Consider the following 19,926-nt stretch of genomic DNA (forward strand, 5'->3'; position numbering starts at 1 on the left):
CAGCGAGCGGGACGAACGTCCCTCCCCGGCAGGCGCGTCCGCCTGGCCACGGCGGCCGTCGTGACGTCCATGGTCCTCGCCGCCTGCGGTGGCGGGGACGGCGACGGCGGCGGTGGCGGCGGCGGTGGCGGCGAGGCCGGTGGCCCCGCGGCACCCGCCACGGTCCCCGAGCTCACCGACGACCCGGTGACCCTCAGCTTCGTGTGGTTCGAGTGGCCGCCGGCGCAGGCGCTGGAGGACTTCGCCAACGCGGAGTACACCAAGGAGCGGCCCAACGTGACCATCGAGGTCAACACGGTGCCCAACGCCAACTGGCACGACGCGATGTTCACCCAGTTCGCCGCGCGTCAGACCGACTTCGACATCGCGATCCTGGACTCGCAGCACATCGGCGAGGCCGTCACCAACGGCAACATCCTCGACATCACCGACTTCGTCAACGAGAACATCGAGGTCGACGCCTACGACCCCTACCTGCTCGCGGCGTACGGCCAGTACCCCCAGGCGGAGACCGGTCAGCGCGACGAGGACGCCAGCCTCTACGGCCTGCCGCTCCTCGGCGACACCTGGACGATGATCTACCGCAAGGACCTGATCGGCGACGAGCCGCCGCAGACCTGGGACGAGATGATCGACGCCGCCCAGACGTGCCAGGACGAGAACCCCGGTGTCAGCGGCCTGGCGTTCCACCAGGCCAACGGCTCCGACGCCGCGGCGGTCACCTACAACACCGTCAACGGTGTCTACGGCGGCAACCTGTGGAACTCCCAGGACAAGCAGATCGAGGGCGTCATCAACGACGAGGCGGGCCAGAAGGCCATGGACGTCCTCGTCAACGAGATGAAGCCGCTCACCGCCAAGGGCTCGGGCAACTGGTTCATCGACGAGGTCAACGCCGCGGTCGCCCAGGGCAAGGCCTGCATCGCGTTCCAGTGGATCGCCGCCGCCGGCGGGCTGGTCGACCCCGAGCAGTCGACGCTCGGCGCGACGGAGGACGAGATCCTCGACAAGCTCGGCTTCGCGACCCTGCCGACCCAGGAGTCCGACGTCGTGCCGCTCGGCGGGATGGGCATGCACATCTCTGCCTACGCCCCCGACGAGCGCATGGCCGAGGCGCTCAACTTCATGAAGTGGTTCGAGCAGGAGGACATCCAGAAGAAGTGGGCCGCGGCGGGCGGCGTTCCGGCGCGCACCGACGCCATCCAGTCGCCGGAGTTCCTCGAGGCCGGGCCGTTCAACCAGGTCTACGCCGACTCGGTGGCCCGGATGCGTGACATGTGGAACGTCCCGGAGTACGCCAAGCTCATCGACATCGAGAACACCAACGTGAACGCGGCGCTCAACGGCGCCAAGGACCCGGAGGAGGCGCTCGACGACATCGCCGCGGAGCAGCAGGGCGTGCTCGACTCCGCAGGCGGCGGCGGGCTGTGAGCTGACCCGATGGCCACCACGATCGACTCCCCGGTGCAGGAGGCCAGTGCGGTGCCTCCTGCGCCGGGGGGTTCCCCCCGCCTGAGCGACCGCGGCCTGGCCGTGGCGTTCATCTCCCCGGCGTTGCTGCTGCTGCTCGGCATGTCGGTGTTCCCGCTGCTGTGGGCGCTCTACCTGTCCTTCACCGACTACTCGGCCACGCGCGACGTGCCCGCGAACTTCATCGGGCTCAGGAACTACACCGACATCCTCACCTCCGACCAGGTCCGCATCCGGGCCCTGACGACCCTGCTGTACGTCGTCGGTGCGGTCGCGCTCCAGACCGTGCTCGGCTTCGCGATCGCCTTCCTGATCTCGCGGCGCACGCGAGGTCGCGGGGCACTGACCACCCTGTTCCTGGTGCCGATGATGCTCTCGCCCGTCGTGGTCGGCCTGTTCTGGAAGTTCATGCTGGACGCACAGTTCGGCGTCATCAACTCGATGCTCGGCTCGCTCGGCTTCGGGCAGGTGGAGTGGCTCACCCGGCAGCGGACGGCGCTGTTCTCGCTGATCGTCGTCGACACCTGGCAGTGGACGCCGTTCATCATGCTCATCGCGCTCGCCGGGCTCACCGCGGTCCCGAACTACCTCTACGAGGCCGCGTCCATCGACCGCGCCTCGGAGTGGTTCCGCTTCCGGCACATCACGCTGCCGATGGTGTGGCCGCTGCTGCTCATCGCCGTCATGTTCCGGGCCATCGAGGCCTTCCGGCTGTTCGACCTCGTCTACATCCTCACCAGCGGAGGCCCAGGGGTCTCCACGGAGACGCTGTCGTTCCACGTCTACAAGGTCGCGTTCCTCGGCTTCAGCACCGGGACCGCGTCGGCCTACGGGATCCTCATGGTTCTCGTGGTCATCGTCCTGGCGCAGTTCTACCTGCGCTACCTCAACAAGCTCAAGGAGGGCTGATGGCCATCTCCATCGACGAGGCGGTGCCCGCCCCGGTCACGGACGACGCGCCCACCGCGCGCCGCCGCGGCGGCACCGCCCGCCGGGTGATCGAGGTGCTGCTGCTCGTCATCATCGCGGTGGCCATGCTGTTCCCGGTCCTGTGGATGCTCGAGACCTCCATCAAGGAGAACCGTGACGTCTACGCGGTGCCGGCGAAGTTCTTCAACTTCGACTTCACCCTCGACCACTACAAGGACGTCTTCGTCGCGCAGGGCGGAGGGCGGTCCGACCTGTCGGGCTCGTTCCTCAACTCGGTGATCGTCGCCGGCGCCTCGACCGTGCTCGCCACGGTGCTCGGCGTGCCGGCCGCGTGGGCGTACTCCCGCTTCACCCTGAAGGCCAAGAAGGACCAGCTGTTCTTCATCCTGTCGACCCGCTTCATGCCGCCCGTGGTCGTGGTGATCCCGATCTTCCTGATGTACCGCGAGCTGGGCCTCATCGACAGCAAGCTCGGCCTCGTCCTCATCTACGCCGCCTTCAACGTGCCCTTCACGATCTGGATGATGAAGGGGTTCGTCGACGAGGTGCCGGCGGAGTACGAGGACGCGGCGATGCTCGACGGCTACACCCGCCTCCAGGCGTTCAGGAAGTTCACCCTGCCCCTGCTGGTGCCGGGGATCGCCGCCACGGCGGTCTTCGCCCTCATCTTCTCCTGGAACGAGTTCGTGTTCGCCATCTTCCTCACCTCCAGCCAGGAGGTCCGCACGGCGCCTCCCGCCATCGCCGGGCTCATCGGCGGCACGACCGTGGACTGGGGCCTCGTCGCCGCGTCCGCGGTGGTCTTCGCCCTCCCCGTCCTCGTCTTCGCCTACCTGGTCCGCAAGCACCTCGTCGCCGGCGTGACCCTCGGGGCGGTGCGTCGCTGATGGCCGGGATCGAGGTCACCTCGCTGCACAAGCGCTACCCCGACGGGACCGTCGCCGTCGAGCATGTCGACCTGTCCATCGGGGACGGGGAGCTGTTCGTGATGCTCGGCCCGTCCGGGTGCGGGAAGACCACCACGCTGCGAGCGATGGCGGGCCTGGAGCGCCAGACCTCCGGCGACATCCGGATCGGGACCACGCTGGTCAACGACCTGGCGCCGGCCGAGCGCGACATCGCGATGGTCTTCCAGTTCTACGCCCTCTACCCGCACCTGCGGACCCGGGACAACCTCGCCTTCCCGCTGCGGGCCGAGGGCCTGCCGGAGAAGGAGGTCCGCGAGCGGGTCGCCGAGGCGTCCCGGATGATGCAGCTCGACCCGCTGCTCGACCGGCGCCCGCACCGGCTCTCCGGCGGCGAGCAGCAGCGCGTCGCGCTGGCGCGGGCGCTGGTGCGCCGGCCGCGCGCGTTCCTCATGGACGAGCCGCTGACCAACCTCGACGCCGAGCTGCGCGCCGACACGCGCACCGAGATCAAGCACCTGCAGGCGGAGCTCGGCACGACGATGGTCTACGTCACCCACGACCAGGTCGAGGCGATGTCGCTCGGGCACCGCATCGCGATCCTCAACAAGGGCCGCGTCGAGCAGGTCGGGACACCGCTCGAGGTGTACGACCGGCCGGCCAGCCTCTTCTGCGCCTCCTTCATCGGCTCCCCGCCGATGAACCTCATCCCGGTCGAGCTCGCCGAGCACGGCCTGCGCGGGGCGGGCGGGCTGGTCCTGGCGCCCCCGCCGGGCCTCCCGCGCGACCGAGCGCTCGTCGCGGGCGTACGCCCCGAGGCGCTCGAGGTGACCGCGCCCGGCGCGGACGCCACGGTCCCCGCCCGCGTGGTCTCCGCGGAGGCGCTCGGCGACGAGATCATCTACGTCGTCGACCACGGCGGTGCCACGGACGTCCGGGTGCGGATGCCACCCACCGCCCGCTTCGAGACCGACGCCCACGTCGGGCTCCGCCACTCCGGTGCCACGCCACCGGTCTACGACACGACCACGGAAGAGCTGGTGGCCTGATGGGAACGGTGCAGGCGCGCGGGTTGCGCAAGGCGTTCGGTGACGTCCAGGCGCTCGACGGCGTGGACCTCGACGTGCCCGACGGCTCGTTCTTCGTGGTCCTCGGCCCGTCAGGCGCGGGCAAGACGACGACCCTGCGCGCGATCGCGGGCCTCGAACAGCTCGACGAGGGGTCGGTGCACCTCGATGGCCGCGACGCGACGGCGGACACGCCGGCCGCGCGCGACCTGGCGATGGTGTTCCAGAGCTACGCGCTCTACCCGCGGCGCACGGCGTACGAGAACATCGCCTCGCCGCTGCGCGCCCGCAAGGCGTCCGCGGACGAGATCTCGACCGCCGTCGCGGAGGTGTCGTCGCTGCTGCACATCGAACGACTCCTGCAGCGTCGCCCGGCCCAGATGTCGGGCGGCGAGCAGCAGCGCGTCGCGCTGGCGCGTGCGCTCGTGCGGCGCCCGCGTGCGTTCCTCATGGACGAGCCGCTGACCAACCTCGACCTCAAGCTCCGCGTCGAGATGCGCACGGAGCTGACCCGCATCCACCGCAGCCTCGGCGGGACCTTCGTCTACGTCACCAACGACCAGGTGGAGGCGCTGTCGATGGCGGACCAGGTCGCGGTGCTGCGCGAGGGCAGGGTGCAGCAGGTCGGCACGCCGACGGACGTCTACGAGCGACCGGCCAACCAGTGGGTCGCCGGCTTCGTCGGCAGCCCGCGGATCAGCCTCCTGGCCTGCCGCGCCGAGGGCGACCGGCTCGTCGGCGAGCAGGGCTGGTCGCTGCCGCGGCCGCGCTGGACCACGGCGGAGGACGGCAGGCCGCTGCTCCTCGGCCTGCGCGCGGAGGACGTCTCGGTCGAGACCCGCGGCACGGCCGCGCTCCCGGGCGAGGTCTACGGCCTCGAGCCGCTCGGGGACCGCACGGTCGTTGACGTCAAGGTCGGCTCCGAGATGCTGAAGGTCAAGGCCCGCCCGACCGTGGCGGGCGTGCCCGGCGAACGGGTCGAGGTCGCCGTCGACCTGGACCGGGCGCACATCTTCGACGCCGACACCGGTCTCGCGCTGTCCACCGCGGGCCGCTAGCAGGGACCCGGCGCCGGCGCCCCCGATCAGCTCCCGATCAGCTCCGCGACGGCGGCGGCCAGCTCGGTGCGGTTGAAGGGCTTCGGCAGGAAGTGCGGGTGCTGGCGGCCGACGTCGAGGTCGCCCGACATCAGCAGCACGCGGGCCGAGGGGCGCAGGGCGCGCAGCTGCACGGCCACCTCGAGCCCGGTCATGCGCGGCATGTGGTGGTCGAGCAGGATCAGGTCGAACTCGTCCTCGGTCGCCCTGGCCAGGGCCTCGGCCCCGTTGCCGGCGGTCGCCACGTCGTGGCCCGCGCGCTCCAGCACGTATGCGATGAAGTCACGGATGTCCTCGTCGTCGTCGGAGACGAGGAAGCGGTTCGACATGGTCCGAGTCTCCTCCACGGGGCGCCCGGATGGACAGCAGACCGGTGAAAACGTCGTCGGATCGTGAGGCTCGGGGCCGCGCATTTGTACGCTTGCGCGCATGACCTCGCCCCTCACCCCCGGGGCACCACTCCGGCCGGCGGTCGCAGGGGCGTTCGCCCTGGCGTACGTCGCCCTCACGGTGCTCGGCCGGCTCACGGTCGTCGAGGGCAGGACGGTCAGCCTGATCTTCCCGGCGGCGGGCGTCGCGACGCTGTGGTACCTCGCCGAGGCGCGGGGGCTGGAGTGGCGGGTGCTGCTGCCGCTCGGTGCCGCGCACGCGCTCGGTCTCCGGCTCACCGACGCGACGCCGCTGCTCATGCTCTTCGGCTCGCTGTCGATCATCGTGCAGACCCTGGTGCTGGGCGTCCTGATGCGCCGGTGGTGCCCCACCGTCCTGGGCGCGGGTGGGACGGGCAGCCTGCGCGAGCCCCGCGTCCTCCTGGTCGGCACGGCGGCCACCGCCGCCGGCTGCTCGGTGGGCGCCGCCATCGGGACGGTCGGTGTCGCACTGAGCTCGGGCGACGCGGACGTCTGGACCGCCATCGCGTGGTACGCCCGCCACGTCGCCGGCATCGTCGCCGTCGGCGGGGTCGGACACCTCGCGTGGGAGTGGCGCACCCAGCCCATCCCGGCCCGCACCCACGGCGGGTCGCGCACCGAGCTCGTCGTCCTGTGGGTGGTGTCGCTGGTGACCACCGCGATCATCTTCGTCCAGCCCCTGCCGCTGGAGTTCCTCGTCGTCACCCTCAGCGTCTGGGCGGCGTCCCGGTTCCGCTCGTTCCCGGCCGCCGTGCTCTGCCTCGCCATCGGCATCATCGGGCTGATCCTCACGCTGCGCGGCTTCGGGGCGTTCGCCGACCTCACCGACCCGCTGGTGGGCGCCCTGGTGAGCCAGGTGTTCGTCGTGACCGTGCTGATGGTGGGCCTCGCGGTGGGCGCCCTGGGTGACCGGATCGACGAGCTCTACCACGACGCCCGGCGCTCGCAGGAGTACGCCGCCGAGCAGGCACACCTGCTCGCCGAGATGACGGAGAGCATGGGGGAGGGGCTCGTCGTCCTCGACGGCCACGGTCGCGTGGACCGCAGCAACGCGGCGAGCCGGCGCCTCGCCCACCGGGTCAGCCTCGGTGCGCCCGACGACGAGGCGCTCGCCCGCCTCGTCGACCTCGTCCTGCATCCCGCGGCCCACAACACCGGGTCGGCGCGCGCCGAGCTCGGCGTGGGTGACGTCGTCATCCCGCTGGACAGCAGCGAGGAGATCGTCCTCGCGGTGACCCGGACCGCGCTGGACGGCGGCGGTGCGGACGGCGACCCGCACGTCCTGCTCGTGCTGCGTGAGGTGACCGACCACCGGTCCGGCCTGCGTCCGATGGCGTCCTTCGCCTCGACCGCCGCGCACGACCTGCGCGGCCCGCTCACGGCCGTACGCTCGTGGCTGTCGCTGGCCGTCGAGGACGTCGACCCGCACTCGGCCGCACTCGTCCCGCTGCGCCGTGCGGAGCGGGCCTCCGAGCAGATGGGCGACCTGATCGGCGACCTGCTCACCCACGCCCTCGCCGAGTCGGGCGAGCTCGTCGTCGCGGACGTGCCGCTCGGCGGGGAGGGCGGCGTCCTCGCCCAGACCGCCGACCTGCTCGGGCCCGACGACCGGCTCGAGGCCCCCGGCGACCTGCCGGTCGTCCGGGCCGACCCCGTCGCCATGCGCCAGCTCTTCGGTAACCTCGTCGGCAACGCGGTGAAGTACGCCCGGCCGGGCCAGCCCGCGCACGTCCAGGTCCGCGCGCAGCGCAAGGGATCCCGTGTGGTCGTCGAGATCCAGGACGACGGGGTGGGCGTGGAGGAGGAGGAGCGCTCGCTGATCTTCCAGCGCTTCCACCGCAGCGGGGCCGTACGCGCCCACTTCCGCGGCACCGGCATGGGACTGTCGATCTGCCAGACCATCGTCACCCGGCACGGCGGCACCATCGAGTGCCTCGCCGTGCCGCCGGGCACCGGGTCGGTGTTCCGCTTCGACCTGCCCGCGGCCGACTAGCTCACTCGACGGTCCGGGGGTTGTCAGGCTCTCGCTGAGGTTGTCGGCCTGTGCAACGCCTGACAACGTCAGTGATCCCCGGTCAGCCGGGGATCACTGACGAGGCCCCCCGCGCGGCTCCGGCGCCCGGGCGACAGGCTCAGACGTTGCGGCGGTACTGCCCGCCCACCTCGAAGAAGGCCTCGGTCACCTGCTGGAGGGAGCACACCCGCGCGGCGTCCATCAGGACCGCGAAGACGTTCTCCCCGGACACCGCGGCGTCCTTGAGCCGCGACAGCGCCTGCTGGGCCTCGGCGCCGTGCTCGGCCTGGAAGGCCCGCACCCGGGCGAGCTGCGACTCCTTCTCGGTCTCCGTCGCCCTCGCCAGCTCGATCTCCTGCGGCTGGGCGTCGCCGGCCGTCTCCTTGAGGAAGGTGTTCACGCCGATGATCGGCAGCGAGCCGTCGTGCTTGCGGTGCTCGTAGAGCATCGACTCGTCCTGGATCCGGCCCCGCTGGTAGCCGGTCTCCATCGCGCCGAGGACGCCGCCGCGCTCGTTGATCCGGTCGAACTCGTCGAGCACGGCCGCCTCGACCAGGTCGGTGAGGTCGTCGATGACGTACGAGCCCTGGAGGGGGTTCTCGTTCATCGCCAGGCCCCACTCGCGGTTGATGATCAGCTGGATCGCCAGCGCGCGGCGCACCGACTCCTCGGTGGGGGTGGTGACGGCCTCGTCGTAGGCGTTGGTGTGGAGGCTGTTGGCATTGTCGTAGATCGCGATGAGCGCCTGGAGCGTGGTGCGGATGTCGTTGAAGTCCATCTCCTGCGCGTGCAGCGATCGGCCGCTCGTCTGGACGTGGTACTTCAGCTTCTGCGAGCGCTCGGAGGCGCCGTACTTCTCCTTCATCGTGACCGCCCAGATCCGGCGGGCCACGCGACCCAGGACGCTGTACTCCGGGTCCATGCCGTTGGAGAAGAAGAAGGACAGGTTGGGCGCGAAGTCGTCGATGTCCATGCCGCGCGCGAGGTAGGCCTCGACGTAGGTGAAGCCGTTGGCGAGGGTGAACGCGAGCTGGCTGATGGGGTTCGCCCCGGCCTCGGCGATGTGGTAGCCGGAGATCGAGACCGAGTAGAAGTTGCGGACCTGGTGCTGGATGAACCACTCCTGGATGTCCGCCATCATGCGCAGGCTGAACTCGGTGGAGAACAGGCAGGTGTTCTGGCCCTGGTCCTCCTTGAGGATGTCGGCCTGCACGGTGCCGCGGACGTTGGCGAGGGCGTACGCCGCGAGCTGCTCGCGCTCCTCGTCGCCCGGCTCGCGCCCCTCCCGCTCGCGGAAGGCGTCGACCTGCTGGTCGATGGCGGTGTTGAGGAAGAAGGCCAGCACGGTCGGGGCGGGACCGTTGATCGTCATGCTGACGCTGGTCGTCGGCGCGACGAGGTCGAAGCCGCCGTAGAGCACCTTCATGTCGTCGAGCGTCGCCACGCTGACGCCCGAGGTGCCGACCTTGCCGTAGACGTCGGGGCGCGGGTCGGGGTCGCGGCCGTAGAGGGTCACGGAGTCGAACGCGGTCGACAGGCGAGTGGCGTCGTTGCCGTCGGAGAGGATCTTGAAGCGGCGGTTGGTGCGCGCGGGGTCGCCCTCGCCGGCGAACATGCGCGCCGGGTCCTCGTTGTCGCGCTTGAACGGGAAGACGCCGGCGGTGAAGGGGAAGTAGCCGGGGAGGTTCTCGTTGCGCCAGAAGCGGACGAGCTCGCCGTGGTCGGTGAAGCGCGGCAGCGAGACCCGGGGGATCTTGTTGCCGCTGAGGGACTCCCGGGTCAGCCTGGTCGTGATCTCGCGGTCGCGCACCTTCACGGTCTGCTCGTCGCCGGAGTAGGACTCGACCACGGCCGGCCAGGCGGCGATCTGGTCGGCGACCTCGTGCGGCACGTCCTTGCGGGCCGCCTCGAGCAGGGCCTCGACCCCGGCGGTCGGGTCCTCGAGCTCCGCGGCGACCGCCTCGATCCGCTGCAGCCGGGTCGCCGCGGCGACCAGCTCGGACGTACGCGCGTGGTAGCCGCGCACGGTCTCGGTGATCTCGCTGAGATAGCGCACCCGGTCGGCGGGGACGACCTGACGGATGCCGGAGGAGTGGCGTACGTCGACGTGCGGCAGCGTCCCCTCGGTGACGGGCAGTCCCGCCCCGGCGAGCTCGGCGCGCAGGTGCTGGTAGAGGGCGGTGACGCCGTCGTCGTTGAAGGTCGCGGCGCTGGTGCCGAAGACGGGCATGTCCTCGGGACGCTTGCCGAAGGCCTCGCGGTTGCGGACGAGCTGGCGACCGACGTCGCGCAGCGCGTCCTTGGCGCCGCGGCGCTCGAACTTGTTGATTGCGACGCTGTCGGCGAAGTCGAGCATGTCGATCTTCTCCAGCTGCGAGGCGGCGCCGAACTCCGGCGTCATCACGTAGAGCGAGTGGTCGACGAGGGGCACGATGCCGGCGTCACCCTGGCCGATGCCGGGCGTCTCGATGATCACCAGGTCGTGGCCGGCGGCCTTCATCACGTCGATCACGTCCGGGAGGTGGTCGGGCACCTCGTGCGCGCCGCGGGTGGCCAGCGAGCGGAAGAAGACGCGGTCTCCGTCCAGGGAGTTCGCGCGGATCCGGTCGCCGAGCAGCGCGCCGCCACCCTTGCGGCGGGTCGGGTCGACGGCGATCACGGCGATCTTGAGCTTGTCCTGCTGGTCGGTGCGGAAGCGGCGCACGACCTCGTCGGTGAGCGACGACTTGCCGGAGCCGCCGGTGCCGGTGATGCCGAGGACGGGCACCACCCGCCGCTTCGCCGCGGCCCGCAGCTCGGCGAGCGTCGCCTCGTCGAGGCGGCCCTCCTCCGCGCCGGTGATGGCGCGGGCGACGGCGAACCGGTCACCGGTGAGGACCTGCTCGGCCGTGACGGCCCGGTCGGCCCACAGGTCGATGTCGCAGTCGGCGACGACGGAGTTGATCATCCCGACCAGGCCCATCTTCTGCCCGTCCTCGGGGGAGAAGATCGTGACGCCGGACTCGCGCAGCCGGGTGATCTCGGACGGCACGATGACGCCGCCGCCACCGCCCACGACGCGCACGTGGCCCGCGCCGGCCGCCCGCAGCGACTCCACGAGGTACTCGAAGTACTCGACGTGGCCGCCCTGGTAGGACGAGACCGCGACGCCCTGCACGTCCTCCTCCAGCGCGGCGTCGACGACCTCCTGCACGGAGCGGTTGTGACCCAGGTGGATGACCTCGCAGCCCTGGCTCATGAAGATCCGCCGCATGATGTTGATCGACGCGTCATGGCCGTCGAAGAGCGCGGACGCCGTGACGAGGCGGATGGGGTGCGTGGGGGTGTGCAGGTCGGCCATGAGCCGATAGTAGGACATCCTACTAATTACTCGCGAGTCATGTCTGGAGTCACCGGATATCCGGGGACCGCCGGGGTTGCAGGTGGAGATCTCGACCTCGAAGCACGGAACCCGGGTGCGAACCCCGGCGTACGCCTCACGCGTCGCCGAGCCCCGCCCGCAGGCCGGTGAGCCGCTCGGTCAGGTCGATCACCTGCGGCCCCGGCAGCCCGGGCGCCTCGAAGACCTCGCCGTTGAGGGCGGCCGTCGCCTCCTCGACCGCCTCGCGGCCGGCGTCGGTGAGCACCGCGCGGACGACCCGCTTGTCCTCGTCGCTGCGCACCCGCTCGACGTAGCCCTGCGCCACCAGCCGGTCCACCGCGCTGGTCACGCTGGTGGGGTGCACCTGCAGGAGCGAGCCGAGCCGCGACATGGGCATCGCGGCCTCGCGGGTGAACGACAGCAGCCGCAGCACCTCGTAGCGCGCGAACGTCAGCCCGCGCGGTCGCAGCACGCCGTCGATGCGCTCCATGAGCAGCTGCTGCGCGCGTACGAGCGAGGTCACCATCGCCATCCCGTCGGCCGCGTCGCCCCAGCCGTGGGCGACCCACTGCCGGTGGGCCTCGCTGATCGGGTCGCGCGTCATGGGAGTGGAGGCTATCGAGACAGGCCGGTGAGGAGTGCGTGCGCCTCGACCATCGCCGGGCCGTACCAGGTCAGCAGCCGCCCCGACACGAGCCGCGTCGGGGTCGCCAGGGCCTCCGGGCCGTCGTCGGCGGTGAAGACGTAGGGCTCGTCCGGCAGCAGCACGACGTCCGCCCCGGCCGCGTCGATCGCGTCGGGCGTGACCGTGGGGTAGCGCCCGTCGCCGTCCGCGAGCACGTTGCTCAGCCCCGCCCGGGCGAGCAGGTCGTCGGTGTAGGTGGGCGAGCCGACGACCATCCACGGGTCGCGCCAGATCGGCACCGCGACCCGGAGGCGGGGCACGGCAGGTGTCGACCAGAGGTCGCGCGCCTCCACCAGCCAGGGCGGGTCGGCCAGGCCGAGCGCCGTGCCGAAGAGCCGCGACATCGAGTCCAGGGCCTGCTCGACGGTCTCGATCCGGGTGACCCAGACGTTGACGCCGGCGTCGCGGAGCCGGCGTACGTCCAGCTCCCGGTTCTCCTCCTGGTTGGCCACGACGAGGTCCGGCGCCAGGGCGTGGACGGCGGCGAGGTCGGGGTTCTTGGTGCCCCGCACCCGGTCCACGGCCAGGTCCGCGGGGTGGGTGCACCAGTCCGTGGCGCCGACGAGGCGCTCGGGTGCGGACGTCGCCAGCGCCTCGGTCAGGGACGGCACGAGGGACACGACCCGGCGGCCCGGTCCGGTGAGGGGTACGTCGGCGCCCAGGTCGTCGGTCGGCATGCCCGCGACCCTAGGGCCTCACCCCACCCGGGCCGGGACCTTCCCCGCGGCCCCGTCCTCGCCCTTCTCCTCGTCCTCGCCGGCCGGGGCCCCGGCAGCGGGCGCCGAGGCGCGCCGCGGGAGCGCGACCCCCACCAGCACGCCGAGGAGCAGCACCAGGGCGGACCGGATCCACTGGAAGCCGCCGGGACCGGCCGTGCCCTGCCCGACGTCCACGGCGAACCTGCCCGACGAGATCGGCCGGCCACCCGCTCGGAACTCCACGTCGAGCGTGTACGCCCCGGCCACCGGGTAGGCCACGTCGAGCTTCGACTCGTTGGTCGCCAGCATCGGCACGACCTGCTCCTCGAGCAGGTCCGAGCCGCGCAGCGTGGTCGACCGGTCCTTGTCGCGCGCGTGGACCTCGACGGCGACCTCGTCGTAGGGGATGGGCGCGCCCAGCAGGTCGTAGAGGCGCAGGTTGTGCTCGATGTCGAGGCCCGACACGGGGGCGTGGGTGTTGAAGGTGAGGAGCAGCAGGTTGGACCCGTCGACGTACTTCATGTCGTACGACCCACCGTGGGCCTGCACGGGCCCCACGCCCGCCCCGGCGAGCAGGAGCGTCCCGAGGACCACTGCCACCCGGCGCAGCAGGGCGCCCGTCCCGCGGCTCATCCCGGCCCTCATCCTGGTCCTCATCACTGGGGCGCATTCATGTCGGAGGTGATCTCGGCGGCCGTGAGCACCCGGTCGTAGATCCTCACCTCGTCGATCTGTCCGGCGAACCACTCGCCCCAGACCGCGTTGCCGCCGATCTTCAACGGGCCGGAGGACTGCGGCACCGGGACGTTGACCGCCTTGTCGGTCCGCAGCACGCCGTTGACGTAGAGCCTCAGCCGGCTGCCGTTGTAGGTCGCCGCGACGTGCGACCAGGTGCTGGTCGGCAGCGCCGCGCTGCCGACCGACGACGTGTCCTGCACCCACGCCGACGGCCGGTTGGTCGAGGACGCGGAGTAGAGGGCGTACGCCAGCGAGGTCGGCGTCTCCTTCATCAGGATCGTGCGGTAGCCCGAGCTGGCCGTGGGTCTGACCCAGGCCTCCAGCGTCATCGACGAGCCGAGGTCGAGGCTGGCCGAGTCCGGGACGGTCACGTGGTCGTTGGCGCCGTCGAAGGTGAGCGCGCCGCCGTACTTGCCCGCGGTCGTCCACGAGGGCCCGACCACCGTTGCGGCGTTGCCGCGACCGGACCCGTCGGCGAGCGTCGTGCCGCCGGCCTCGTTGAAGGCGTACGCCGCGACGAGGCCGCTCGACGGTGGCGACGAGGTGTTGGTGACGGTCACGGCGACCGCAGAGGACGCGGTGCTGTTCCCCGCCGCGTCGCGGGCGACCGCGCGGATGGAGTGGCTGCCGTTGGGGACGCCGGTCGAGGCCCACGGGACCGAGTAGGGGGCCGTCGTGTCCTCGACGCCGACGGCCGTCCCGTCGACCTCGAAGCGGACCCCGGCGACGCCCACGTCGTCGCCGGCCGTGGCGGTGAGGGTGACGCTGCCCGAGACCGACGCACCCGCGGCGGGCGCGGTCATCGAGACCGTCGGCGCGGTGGTGTCGCCGACGGGGGCTCCGTTGCGCAGCTGGACGATCTTGGCCATCGACGGCACGCCGTTGGAGTCGACGGCGAAGACCATGTAGTAGTTCGCCGGGGCGATGTTGGCGTTCGCCGGGGTGTCCACGGTGAGCGTGCTGCCGTCGCGGGTGAAGGACAGGTCGACGAAGCGCTGGTTCCAGTCGGCGGTGTGGGTCACCGACGCGAGGCTCACGAGGCTCACCTTCGCGATGTCGGCGGCCTGCGGGGTCACCAGCTCCATCGTCGAGCCGATCGTCGCCTGTCCCGGTAGGGACGTGATGGTCGGCCGCGGACCCTTGAACAGGTAGCCGGGGGAGTACCACTGCATGTTGAGCTGGTCGGGCGACGGCGCGAGCCGCCCACCGCCGGCCGACAGCACGCGTCCGTCCGGCATGAGCATGGAGACCGAGTGGTACATGCGCGGGCGGGCCGGGGAGGCGAGCTGCTTCCACGTGTTCGTCGTCGGGCTCCACTGCTCGGCGGTGAGGGTCCCGTGGGGGCTGAAGTCGTTGACCTCCGTCGAGCCGCCGATCACCATCGCCTCGCCCGTCGGCAGCATCGTCACGTTGTGGAACGACCGCGCCGCCGCCATGTCGGGCACGGCGCTCCACACCGGTGAGCCGCTCGTCATGTCGAGGATGCGGGCCTTCCTCACCGAGGGTGCCGGGTTGCTCGGGTCGTAGACGTCGAGGTCGGTCGCTCCGCCGGTGATGAGGAACTTGCCGGGTGCGAAGGAGGTCCAGGCGCCGAACGGCACCTGGGTCGTGCCGAGGTTCGCCCATGCGTTGGTGCGCGGGTCGAAGGTCATCACCGCGCCGTGCTCGGCCGAGATGGCCAGCACCTTGCCGTTGGGCAGCACCGCGGTCTGCGGGTACTGCTCCTCGTGCATCTCGGGCGTGCTGATCGGGACCGTGCTCACCCGGCCGGTGGCGGGGTCGTACACCTCGGGTGTGTCGGCGAAGCTGTACGGCGTCTTCATCCCGCTCAGCGTCAGCATCCGGCCGTCGGGGAGCTGGGTGACGCTGGGGTACCACCGGGCGTACTGCATGTCGGGCTTGCGCGACCACGAGCGGGTGTCGGGGTCGAAGGAGTAGACGTCCTTGATGCCGACCTGGCCACCGTCGTGTCCGCCCATCACCACGAGGTTGCCGTTGGCGTCCGTGGCCTGCCCGGCGCAGAAGAGCCCGGCGCCGACCGGCACGTCCGTGAACACGTTGGTGGTCGGGTTCCACAGCTTCGCGCGGGAGGTCGGCACCTCCCAGGCGTCCCACATCAGGACCTCGCCCGTCTTGAGCAGCGAGGCGTGCACGGCCACCAGGGGCCAGCTGGTCACCGGCCCCCACTCGCCGACGCTCGCCCGGGGATCGGAGTTCGCGACGGTGACGTCCACGGCCGTGGACGTCGTCGAGTTCACCGAGTCCCGCGCGCGTGCGGTCAGCCGGTGCGCGCCGTTGGTGGCGGTCGTCGTGTCCCAGCTCACGGCGTACGGCGCCGTCGTGTCCTCGCTGCCCAGAGGGTTCCCGTCGAGGAGGAGCTGGACCCCCGCCACGCCCACCTCGTCCGCAGCCTGCGCGGTGACCTGCACGGTCCCGGTCAGGCTCGCCCCCTGGGTGGGGGCGGTCACGGACACGGTCGGCGCCACGGTGTCGGGTGCGGTGGTGGTGAACGACACCGAGCCGCCGCTGCCGGGGACCTCGACGTGGCTGCCGTCGGCCACCAGGGCGACCACTGTGTGCTGGCCGCCGGGCACGCCCGTGAAGGTCCAGGACTGGTCGCCGTCGGCGTCGAAGTCCATCTTGGTCCCGCCGTCGTCGAGGCGCAGGTGCACGTGCTTGCCGTCGCCCGCGGCCCACGCGCCCACCTTCCTGTAGCGCACGGTCACCGTCGTGCCGGCGACCGTGCTCCCGGGGTCGGGCGAGACGGTGCGGACCGCCGCGGAGTTGGCGGTGCGCACGTCGACGGGAGCGCTCGTCGCGGTGAGCCCCGCCGTGTCGGTGGCGACCGCCGTGAGCCGGCGCTGTCCGTCGATCAGCCCCGCGGTGTCCCACGTCGTCGTCCACGGCGCCTGCGTGTCCGGCGCGCCGAGGTCCTGCCCGTCGAGCTTGAACTGCACGGCCGCGACCCCGCTGTCGTCGCTCGCGGTGGCGGTCAGCGTGACCGTCCCGCTGACGTCGCCGGCCGCGGGGGAGGTCAGTGCGACGGTCGGTGGCGTGACGTCGCTCGCGAAGGTGGCGTGCATCGAGAAGGTGACGGCCTGGGAGCTGAAGGCGCCGAAGGTCGACGGCCACGTGCCGTACGCCTGCCCCGCCGTCCGCCACCCGCTCGTCCCGCCGTTGGCGTAGCGCAGGTTGTTGACGCTCGCGCTGCTCCCGTTGGTGTTGAACGCGAGGTAGTAGGTCGTGCTCGGCGCGAGGGTGGCCGAGACCGGGACGGTGTTCCACGAGTTCGCGACGAGGGTCCCGGTGCCGCTCGTCGCGACCAGCGCGCCGGGCGCGGAGCCGTTCGCGGCGTAGATCGCCATCTGGAAGCTGCGCCGCGACACCGATGCGTCCACCGCGCCGACGTTGACGGACAGGGAGACGACCCTGCCGCCCTCGTTCGTGGTGACCCGCGTGACGTTGGCGGTGTTGGAGTTGTCCGAGTCCGTCAGGGAGCCGGCCGTGGTGGCGCCGAGCGAGGTGGTGAACGTGCGGTCCGCCGAGGTGGTGAGGTCGCCCGAGGCGTCACGGCTGCGCACCTGGAAGTGGTAGGTGCGGTTGGCCGTGAGGCCCGTGAGGTTGACGGTGTGGCTCGTCGTGGGCGTCGCGTTCAGCGTGCTCGTGCTGCCGTACGCCGTCGTCGTGCCCCAGGCGACCTGGGTGTCCGAGGCGATGTCGGTGCTCCACGCGATCGTCGCGGTGGTCGCGCCGGGCGCGGCGACGCGGACGTCGGAGATCGCCGGCGCGCTCGCACGCGCGGTGCCGGTGGCCAGCGGCACCAGGAGGACCGCGGTCGTGACGAGGAGAGCGGAGACGACGCTGGTGCGGCGACGGCGCGCGCGCACGGTTCTGGTGCCCATCTCGCGATGCTGGCCCCCGCCGCAGGGACGCGCATCGCCAATTGTGGGGCAGCGCCGCAGCCCCGCCGCAGGGGTGGGCGCCGCACGTCCGCGTGGCGGGCCCGGCCCCGTGCTGTGGTGGAGTTGGCCCATGAGCAGGCACGCCCGGTCACGTGGCCTCCCCATCGACGGTGCGGAGCGTCCCACCGCCGATGGCTGGACGTTCCCCGCGCACGACCCGGCCACCGGCGAGACCCTCTGGGACGTCCCGGACGGCGGGGTGCCGGACGCGCACGCCGCGGTCGCCGCCGCCCGCCGGGCGTTCGACGGGACGCAGTGGAGCACCGACGACGCGCTGCGCACCGAGGCGGTGCTGCGCTTCCAGGCCGCCGTCGCCGAGCGGTGCGACGACCTGGCCGCGCTCATGGCCGCCGAGACCGGCGTACCCGTCGCGCTGCGTGCCCAGCACCTCGACGCACCCGTCGCCGCGATGCGCGACGACAGGCAGCAGGAGCCGGGCGTCACCGCCGTCATCACGCCTGCCACCTCGCCGCTGGCCGTCGCCGTCGAGGAGGTCGGTCGGGTCCTGCTGGCGGGCGGCACCGTCGTGCTCAAGCCGGCCGTCGAGGCGGCCGGCGCCGCCCTCGAGCTCGGCCGCATCGGCCTCGACATCCTGCCCCGCGGCGTGCTCAACGTGCTCACGACCCGTGACGTCGACGTGGCCATCGCGCTCACCCTCGACGACCGGGTCGACGAGGTGTCCTTCCGCGGGTCCGCCGTCGCCGGCGAGCGGGTCCGGGCCGTCGCCGGACGCACCGGCAAGCGGCTGCGGCTCGACACCGGCGGCGCGGGCACCGTCCGCGCGACGGACGAGGACCTCCCCGTCGTCGTGGCGGCCGCCGCCCGCACCGTCGCCGCCAACGCCGGACAGGCCTGTCGGCTCCCGGCCAGCGTCGTCGTCCCGGCGGACCGCCACGACGAGGCGGTGCGCGTGGCCGTGGAGACGATGTCGGAGGTCGTCCCGGGCGACCCGAGGGACCCGGCGACCCTCTGCGGACCGTTGCGGTCCGCCGTGGCCCGCGACCGCGTGCGCCGCTACGTCGACCTCGCCCGCACCGAGGGCGGTGTCGTCGAGCTCGGCGGTGACGCGCCGGACCGGGACGGCTGGTGGTTCGCGCCGACCGTGATCGGCGGCCTGTCGCCGCGGTCGCGGCTCGTGCGCGAGGAGGTCCTCGGCCCGGTGCTCATGGTCGTGGCGGACGACCAGCCGGACGTGCCATCGGCACGTGCATGATCCCGTCCTCGTCGAACTCCGGTCCCGTCACCGCGAACCCGAACCCCTCGTAGAACCCGGCCAGGCCGGTCTGCGCGTCGAGCCGCACCTCCCGCTCGCCGCAGAGCGTCATCGCCTCGTCCATGAGACGGGCCGCGAGGCCGCGTCCGCGGGCCTCGGCGGCCACCACCACGCGACCGATCCGCGCTCGGTCGCCGTCGTCGAGGACCCGCAGCGTGCCGATCACGCGAGGGTCCGGGTCGTCCTCGAGGAGCACGAGGTGGCGCGTCGCCGGCTCGAGGTCGCGCCCGTCGAGGTCCGGGTAGGGGCACTCCTGCTCCACCACGAACACGGTCTGCCGCAACCGCCACACGTCGTACGCCGTGCGCGCGGGCAGCTCGTCGAAGGAGGCCGTCAGGATCCTCATCGCGCGGCCCCGCCCACGAGCGCCACGACCTGCCGGAAGGCGCGGGCCGCCTCGGGGACGAACGGCAGCAGGCCGTAGACGTGGATCAGGTCGGGCTCCTCCACGGCCGTGAGGTCCCACCCGGCGTCGGCGGCGCGGCGCACGAGCAGGCGGCAGCCGGGGTGCAGGAGGTCGCGCGTGCCGTAGAGCATGATCGCCGGCGGCAGCCCGGCGAGGTCGGCGAGCGCGGGGGAGACCTCCGGACGGCCGAGGTCCTCGGGCGCGCCGGCCCACCACCCGGCGTACGCCCGGAGCTTGCCGATGAACAGCCACGGGTCGATCGCGTCGACGGCGTCGGTCTCGGGGGTCGAGGTCGTCAGGTCCACCCACGGCGCGTGCAGCGCGAGGTGCGTCGGCGGCGCGAGGCCGCGCTCGCGCGCGGAGACGGCGAGGGCGAGCGCGAGCCCACCCCCGGCGGAGTCGCCGGCCAGGACGGCACCGCCCGGCTCGCCCGCCCAGCGCGCGAGGTCGCCGACGAGGGCGTCGTGGGAGTCCCGCCACGTGTGCTCCGGGGCCAGGGGGTAGTCCGGCAGCACCACGCGGGCCCCGATGGCGTCGGCCAGCCGGGTCGCGTAGCGGACGTGGAACGGGTCGATCGGCGCCATGTAGCCGCCGCCGTGGACGTAGTAGAGGGTGCGGTGCGCCGGCCGGTGGCGGGGCGTGAGGACGTACGAGGGGAAGCCGAGGTCGGTCACCGACACGTCCCACCGCTTCGCGAACCCGGGGACCGCGCGGGTGGGCAGCGACCGGTCCAGGCTCCGGTGCCACTGCTCGACCCGGGCACGCTCGGCGGGCTCGCTGTCGAGGTCGCGCGACCGGCGGAGCCGGGGGACGAGGAAGGCGAGGGTCTCGTGGCGGCGGCTCGGCATGAGCGCAGCGTAGGCGGCGCGGGGCCGGACGGATCGATCCCGTCCGACCCCGCCACCCGGGT

The 19,926-nt window shown here is 72.2% G+C and carries 15 protein-coding genes; 7 read left to right on the forward strand and 8 right to left on the reverse strand.

The annotated features are described in order from the left end of the window. Positions 1-69 precede the first annotated feature (69 nt). The 5 genes from F4692_RS09520 to F4692_RS09540 are packed head-to-tail and all read left to right on the forward strand — an operon-like array spanning position 70 to position 5,430. The gene (locus tag F4692_RS09520) at positions 70-1,431 is read left to right on the forward strand and encodes an extracellular solute-binding protein (protein WP_257029826.1); all 1,362 of its coding nucleotides are present in this window, start codon (positions 70-72) and stop codon (positions 1,429-1,431) included. A gap of 9 nt (positions 1,432-1,440) precedes the next feature. After that, positions 1,441-2,379 carry a carbohydrate ABC transporter permease gene (locus F4692_RS09525; RefSeq protein ID WP_179619437.1) on the forward strand — a complete coding sequence of 313 codons (939 nt, stop codon included), beginning with the start codon at positions 1,441-1,443 and terminating at the stop codon, positions 2,377-2,379. Continuing rightward, positions 2,379-3,287, forward strand: a complete 909-nt coding sequence (locus F4692_RS09530) for a carbohydrate ABC transporter permease (protein ID WP_179619438.1) — start codon at positions 2,379-2,381, stop codon at positions 3,285-3,287. Before F4692_RS09525 ends, F4692_RS09530 begins: the two co-directional genes overlap by 1 nt. Then, positions 3,287-4,354 carry an ABC transporter ATP-binding protein gene (locus tag F4692_RS09535; RefSeq protein ID WP_179619439.1) on the forward strand — a complete coding sequence of 356 codons (1,068 nt, stop codon included), beginning with the start codon at positions 3,287-3,289 and terminating at the stop codon, positions 4,352-4,354. Before F4692_RS09530 ends, F4692_RS09535 begins: the two co-directional genes overlap by 1 nt. Then, entirely contained in the window at positions 4,354-5,430 is a 1,077-nt protein-coding gene (locus F4692_RS09540; RefSeq protein ID WP_179619440.1) for an ABC transporter ATP-binding protein, read from the forward strand. The genes F4692_RS09535 and F4692_RS09540 overlap by 1 nt, the downstream gene beginning before the upstream one ends. Before the next feature lie 26 nt (positions 5,431-5,456). Here F4692_RS09540 and F4692_RS09545 read toward each other — a convergent pair whose 3' ends face one another. Beyond that, a complete protein-coding gene (locus tag F4692_RS09545; RefSeq protein WP_179619441.1) occupies positions 5,457-5,798 on the reverse strand; it encodes a response regulator in 342 nt (113 codons plus the stop codon). 100 nt (positions 5,799-5,898) lie between these two features. Between F4692_RS09545 and F4692_RS09550 the strand changes: the two genes are divergently transcribed. Beyond that, a complete protein-coding gene (locus F4692_RS09550; protein WP_179619442.1) occupies positions 5,899-7,872 on the forward strand; it encodes an ATP-binding protein in 1,974 nt (657 codons plus the stop codon). Positions 7,873-8,011: 139 nt separating this feature from the next. On the opposite strand, the gene icmF is transcribed toward F4692_RS09550, so the two are convergent. The 5 genes from icmF to F4692_RS09575 form a co-directional block, all read right to left on the reverse strand. Further along, complete coding sequence (gene icmF / locus F4692_RS09555) at positions 8,012-11,233, reverse strand: fused isobutyryl-CoA mutase/GTPase IcmF (protein WP_179619443.1); 3,222 nt, start codon at positions 11,231-11,233, stop codon at positions 8,012-8,014. A gap of 136 nt (positions 11,234-11,369) precedes the next feature. Then, positions 11,370-11,858 carry a MarR family winged helix-turn-helix transcriptional regulator gene (locus F4692_RS09560; RefSeq protein ID WP_179619444.1) on the reverse strand — a complete coding sequence of 163 codons (489 nt, stop codon included), beginning with the start codon at positions 11,856-11,858 and terminating at the stop codon, positions 11,370-11,372. Positions 11,859-11,869: 11 nt separating this feature from the next. Then, positions 11,870-12,616, reverse strand: coding sequence for a helical backbone metal receptor (locus F4692_RS09565; protein ID WP_179619445.1), 747 nt, complete (start codon positions 12,614-12,616; stop codon positions 11,870-11,872). A gap of 18 nt (positions 12,617-12,634) precedes the next feature. Then, a complete protein-coding gene (locus F4692_RS09570) occupies positions 12,635-13,270 on the reverse strand; it encodes a hypothetical protein (protein WP_179619446.1) in 636 nt (211 codons plus the stop codon). 23 nt (positions 13,271-13,293) lie between these two features. Further along, the gene (locus tag F4692_RS09575; RefSeq protein ID WP_179619447.1) at positions 13,294-17,277 is read right to left on the reverse strand and encodes an Ig-like domain-containing protein; all 3,984 of its coding nucleotides are present in this window, start codon (positions 17,275-17,277) and stop codon (positions 13,294-13,296) included. A 130-nt stretch (positions 17,278-17,407) separates the two neighbouring features. On the opposite strand from F4692_RS09575, the gene F4692_RS09580 reads away from it, so the two are divergent. Beyond that, positions 17,408-18,550, forward strand: a complete 1,143-nt coding sequence (locus F4692_RS09580; RefSeq protein ID WP_179619448.1) for an aldehyde dehydrogenase family protein — start codon at positions 17,408-17,410, stop codon at positions 18,548-18,550. On the opposite strand, the gene F4692_RS09585 is transcribed toward F4692_RS09580, so the two are convergent. Both F4692_RS09585 and F4692_RS09590 read right to left on the reverse strand, forming a co-directional pair. Beyond that, on the reverse strand, positions 18,501-18,956 hold the full coding sequence (locus tag F4692_RS09585) for a GNAT family N-acetyltransferase (protein ID WP_179619449.1): 456 nt from the start codon (positions 18,954-18,956) through the stop codon (positions 18,501-18,503). The genes F4692_RS09580 and F4692_RS09585 overlap by 50 nt on opposite strands. Further along, positions 18,953-19,864, reverse strand: coding sequence for an alpha/beta hydrolase (locus F4692_RS09590; protein WP_179619450.1), 912 nt, complete (start codon positions 19,862-19,864; stop codon positions 18,953-18,955). Before F4692_RS09590 ends, F4692_RS09585 begins: the two co-directional genes overlap by 4 nt. Positions 19,865-19,926 lie beyond the last annotated feature (62 nt).

Source organism: Nocardioides cavernae (genome assembly GCF_013410035.1).
Taxonomy (GTDB): Bacteria; Actinomycetota; Actinomycetes; order Propionibacteriales; family Nocardioidaceae; genus Nocardioides; species Nocardioides cavernae_A.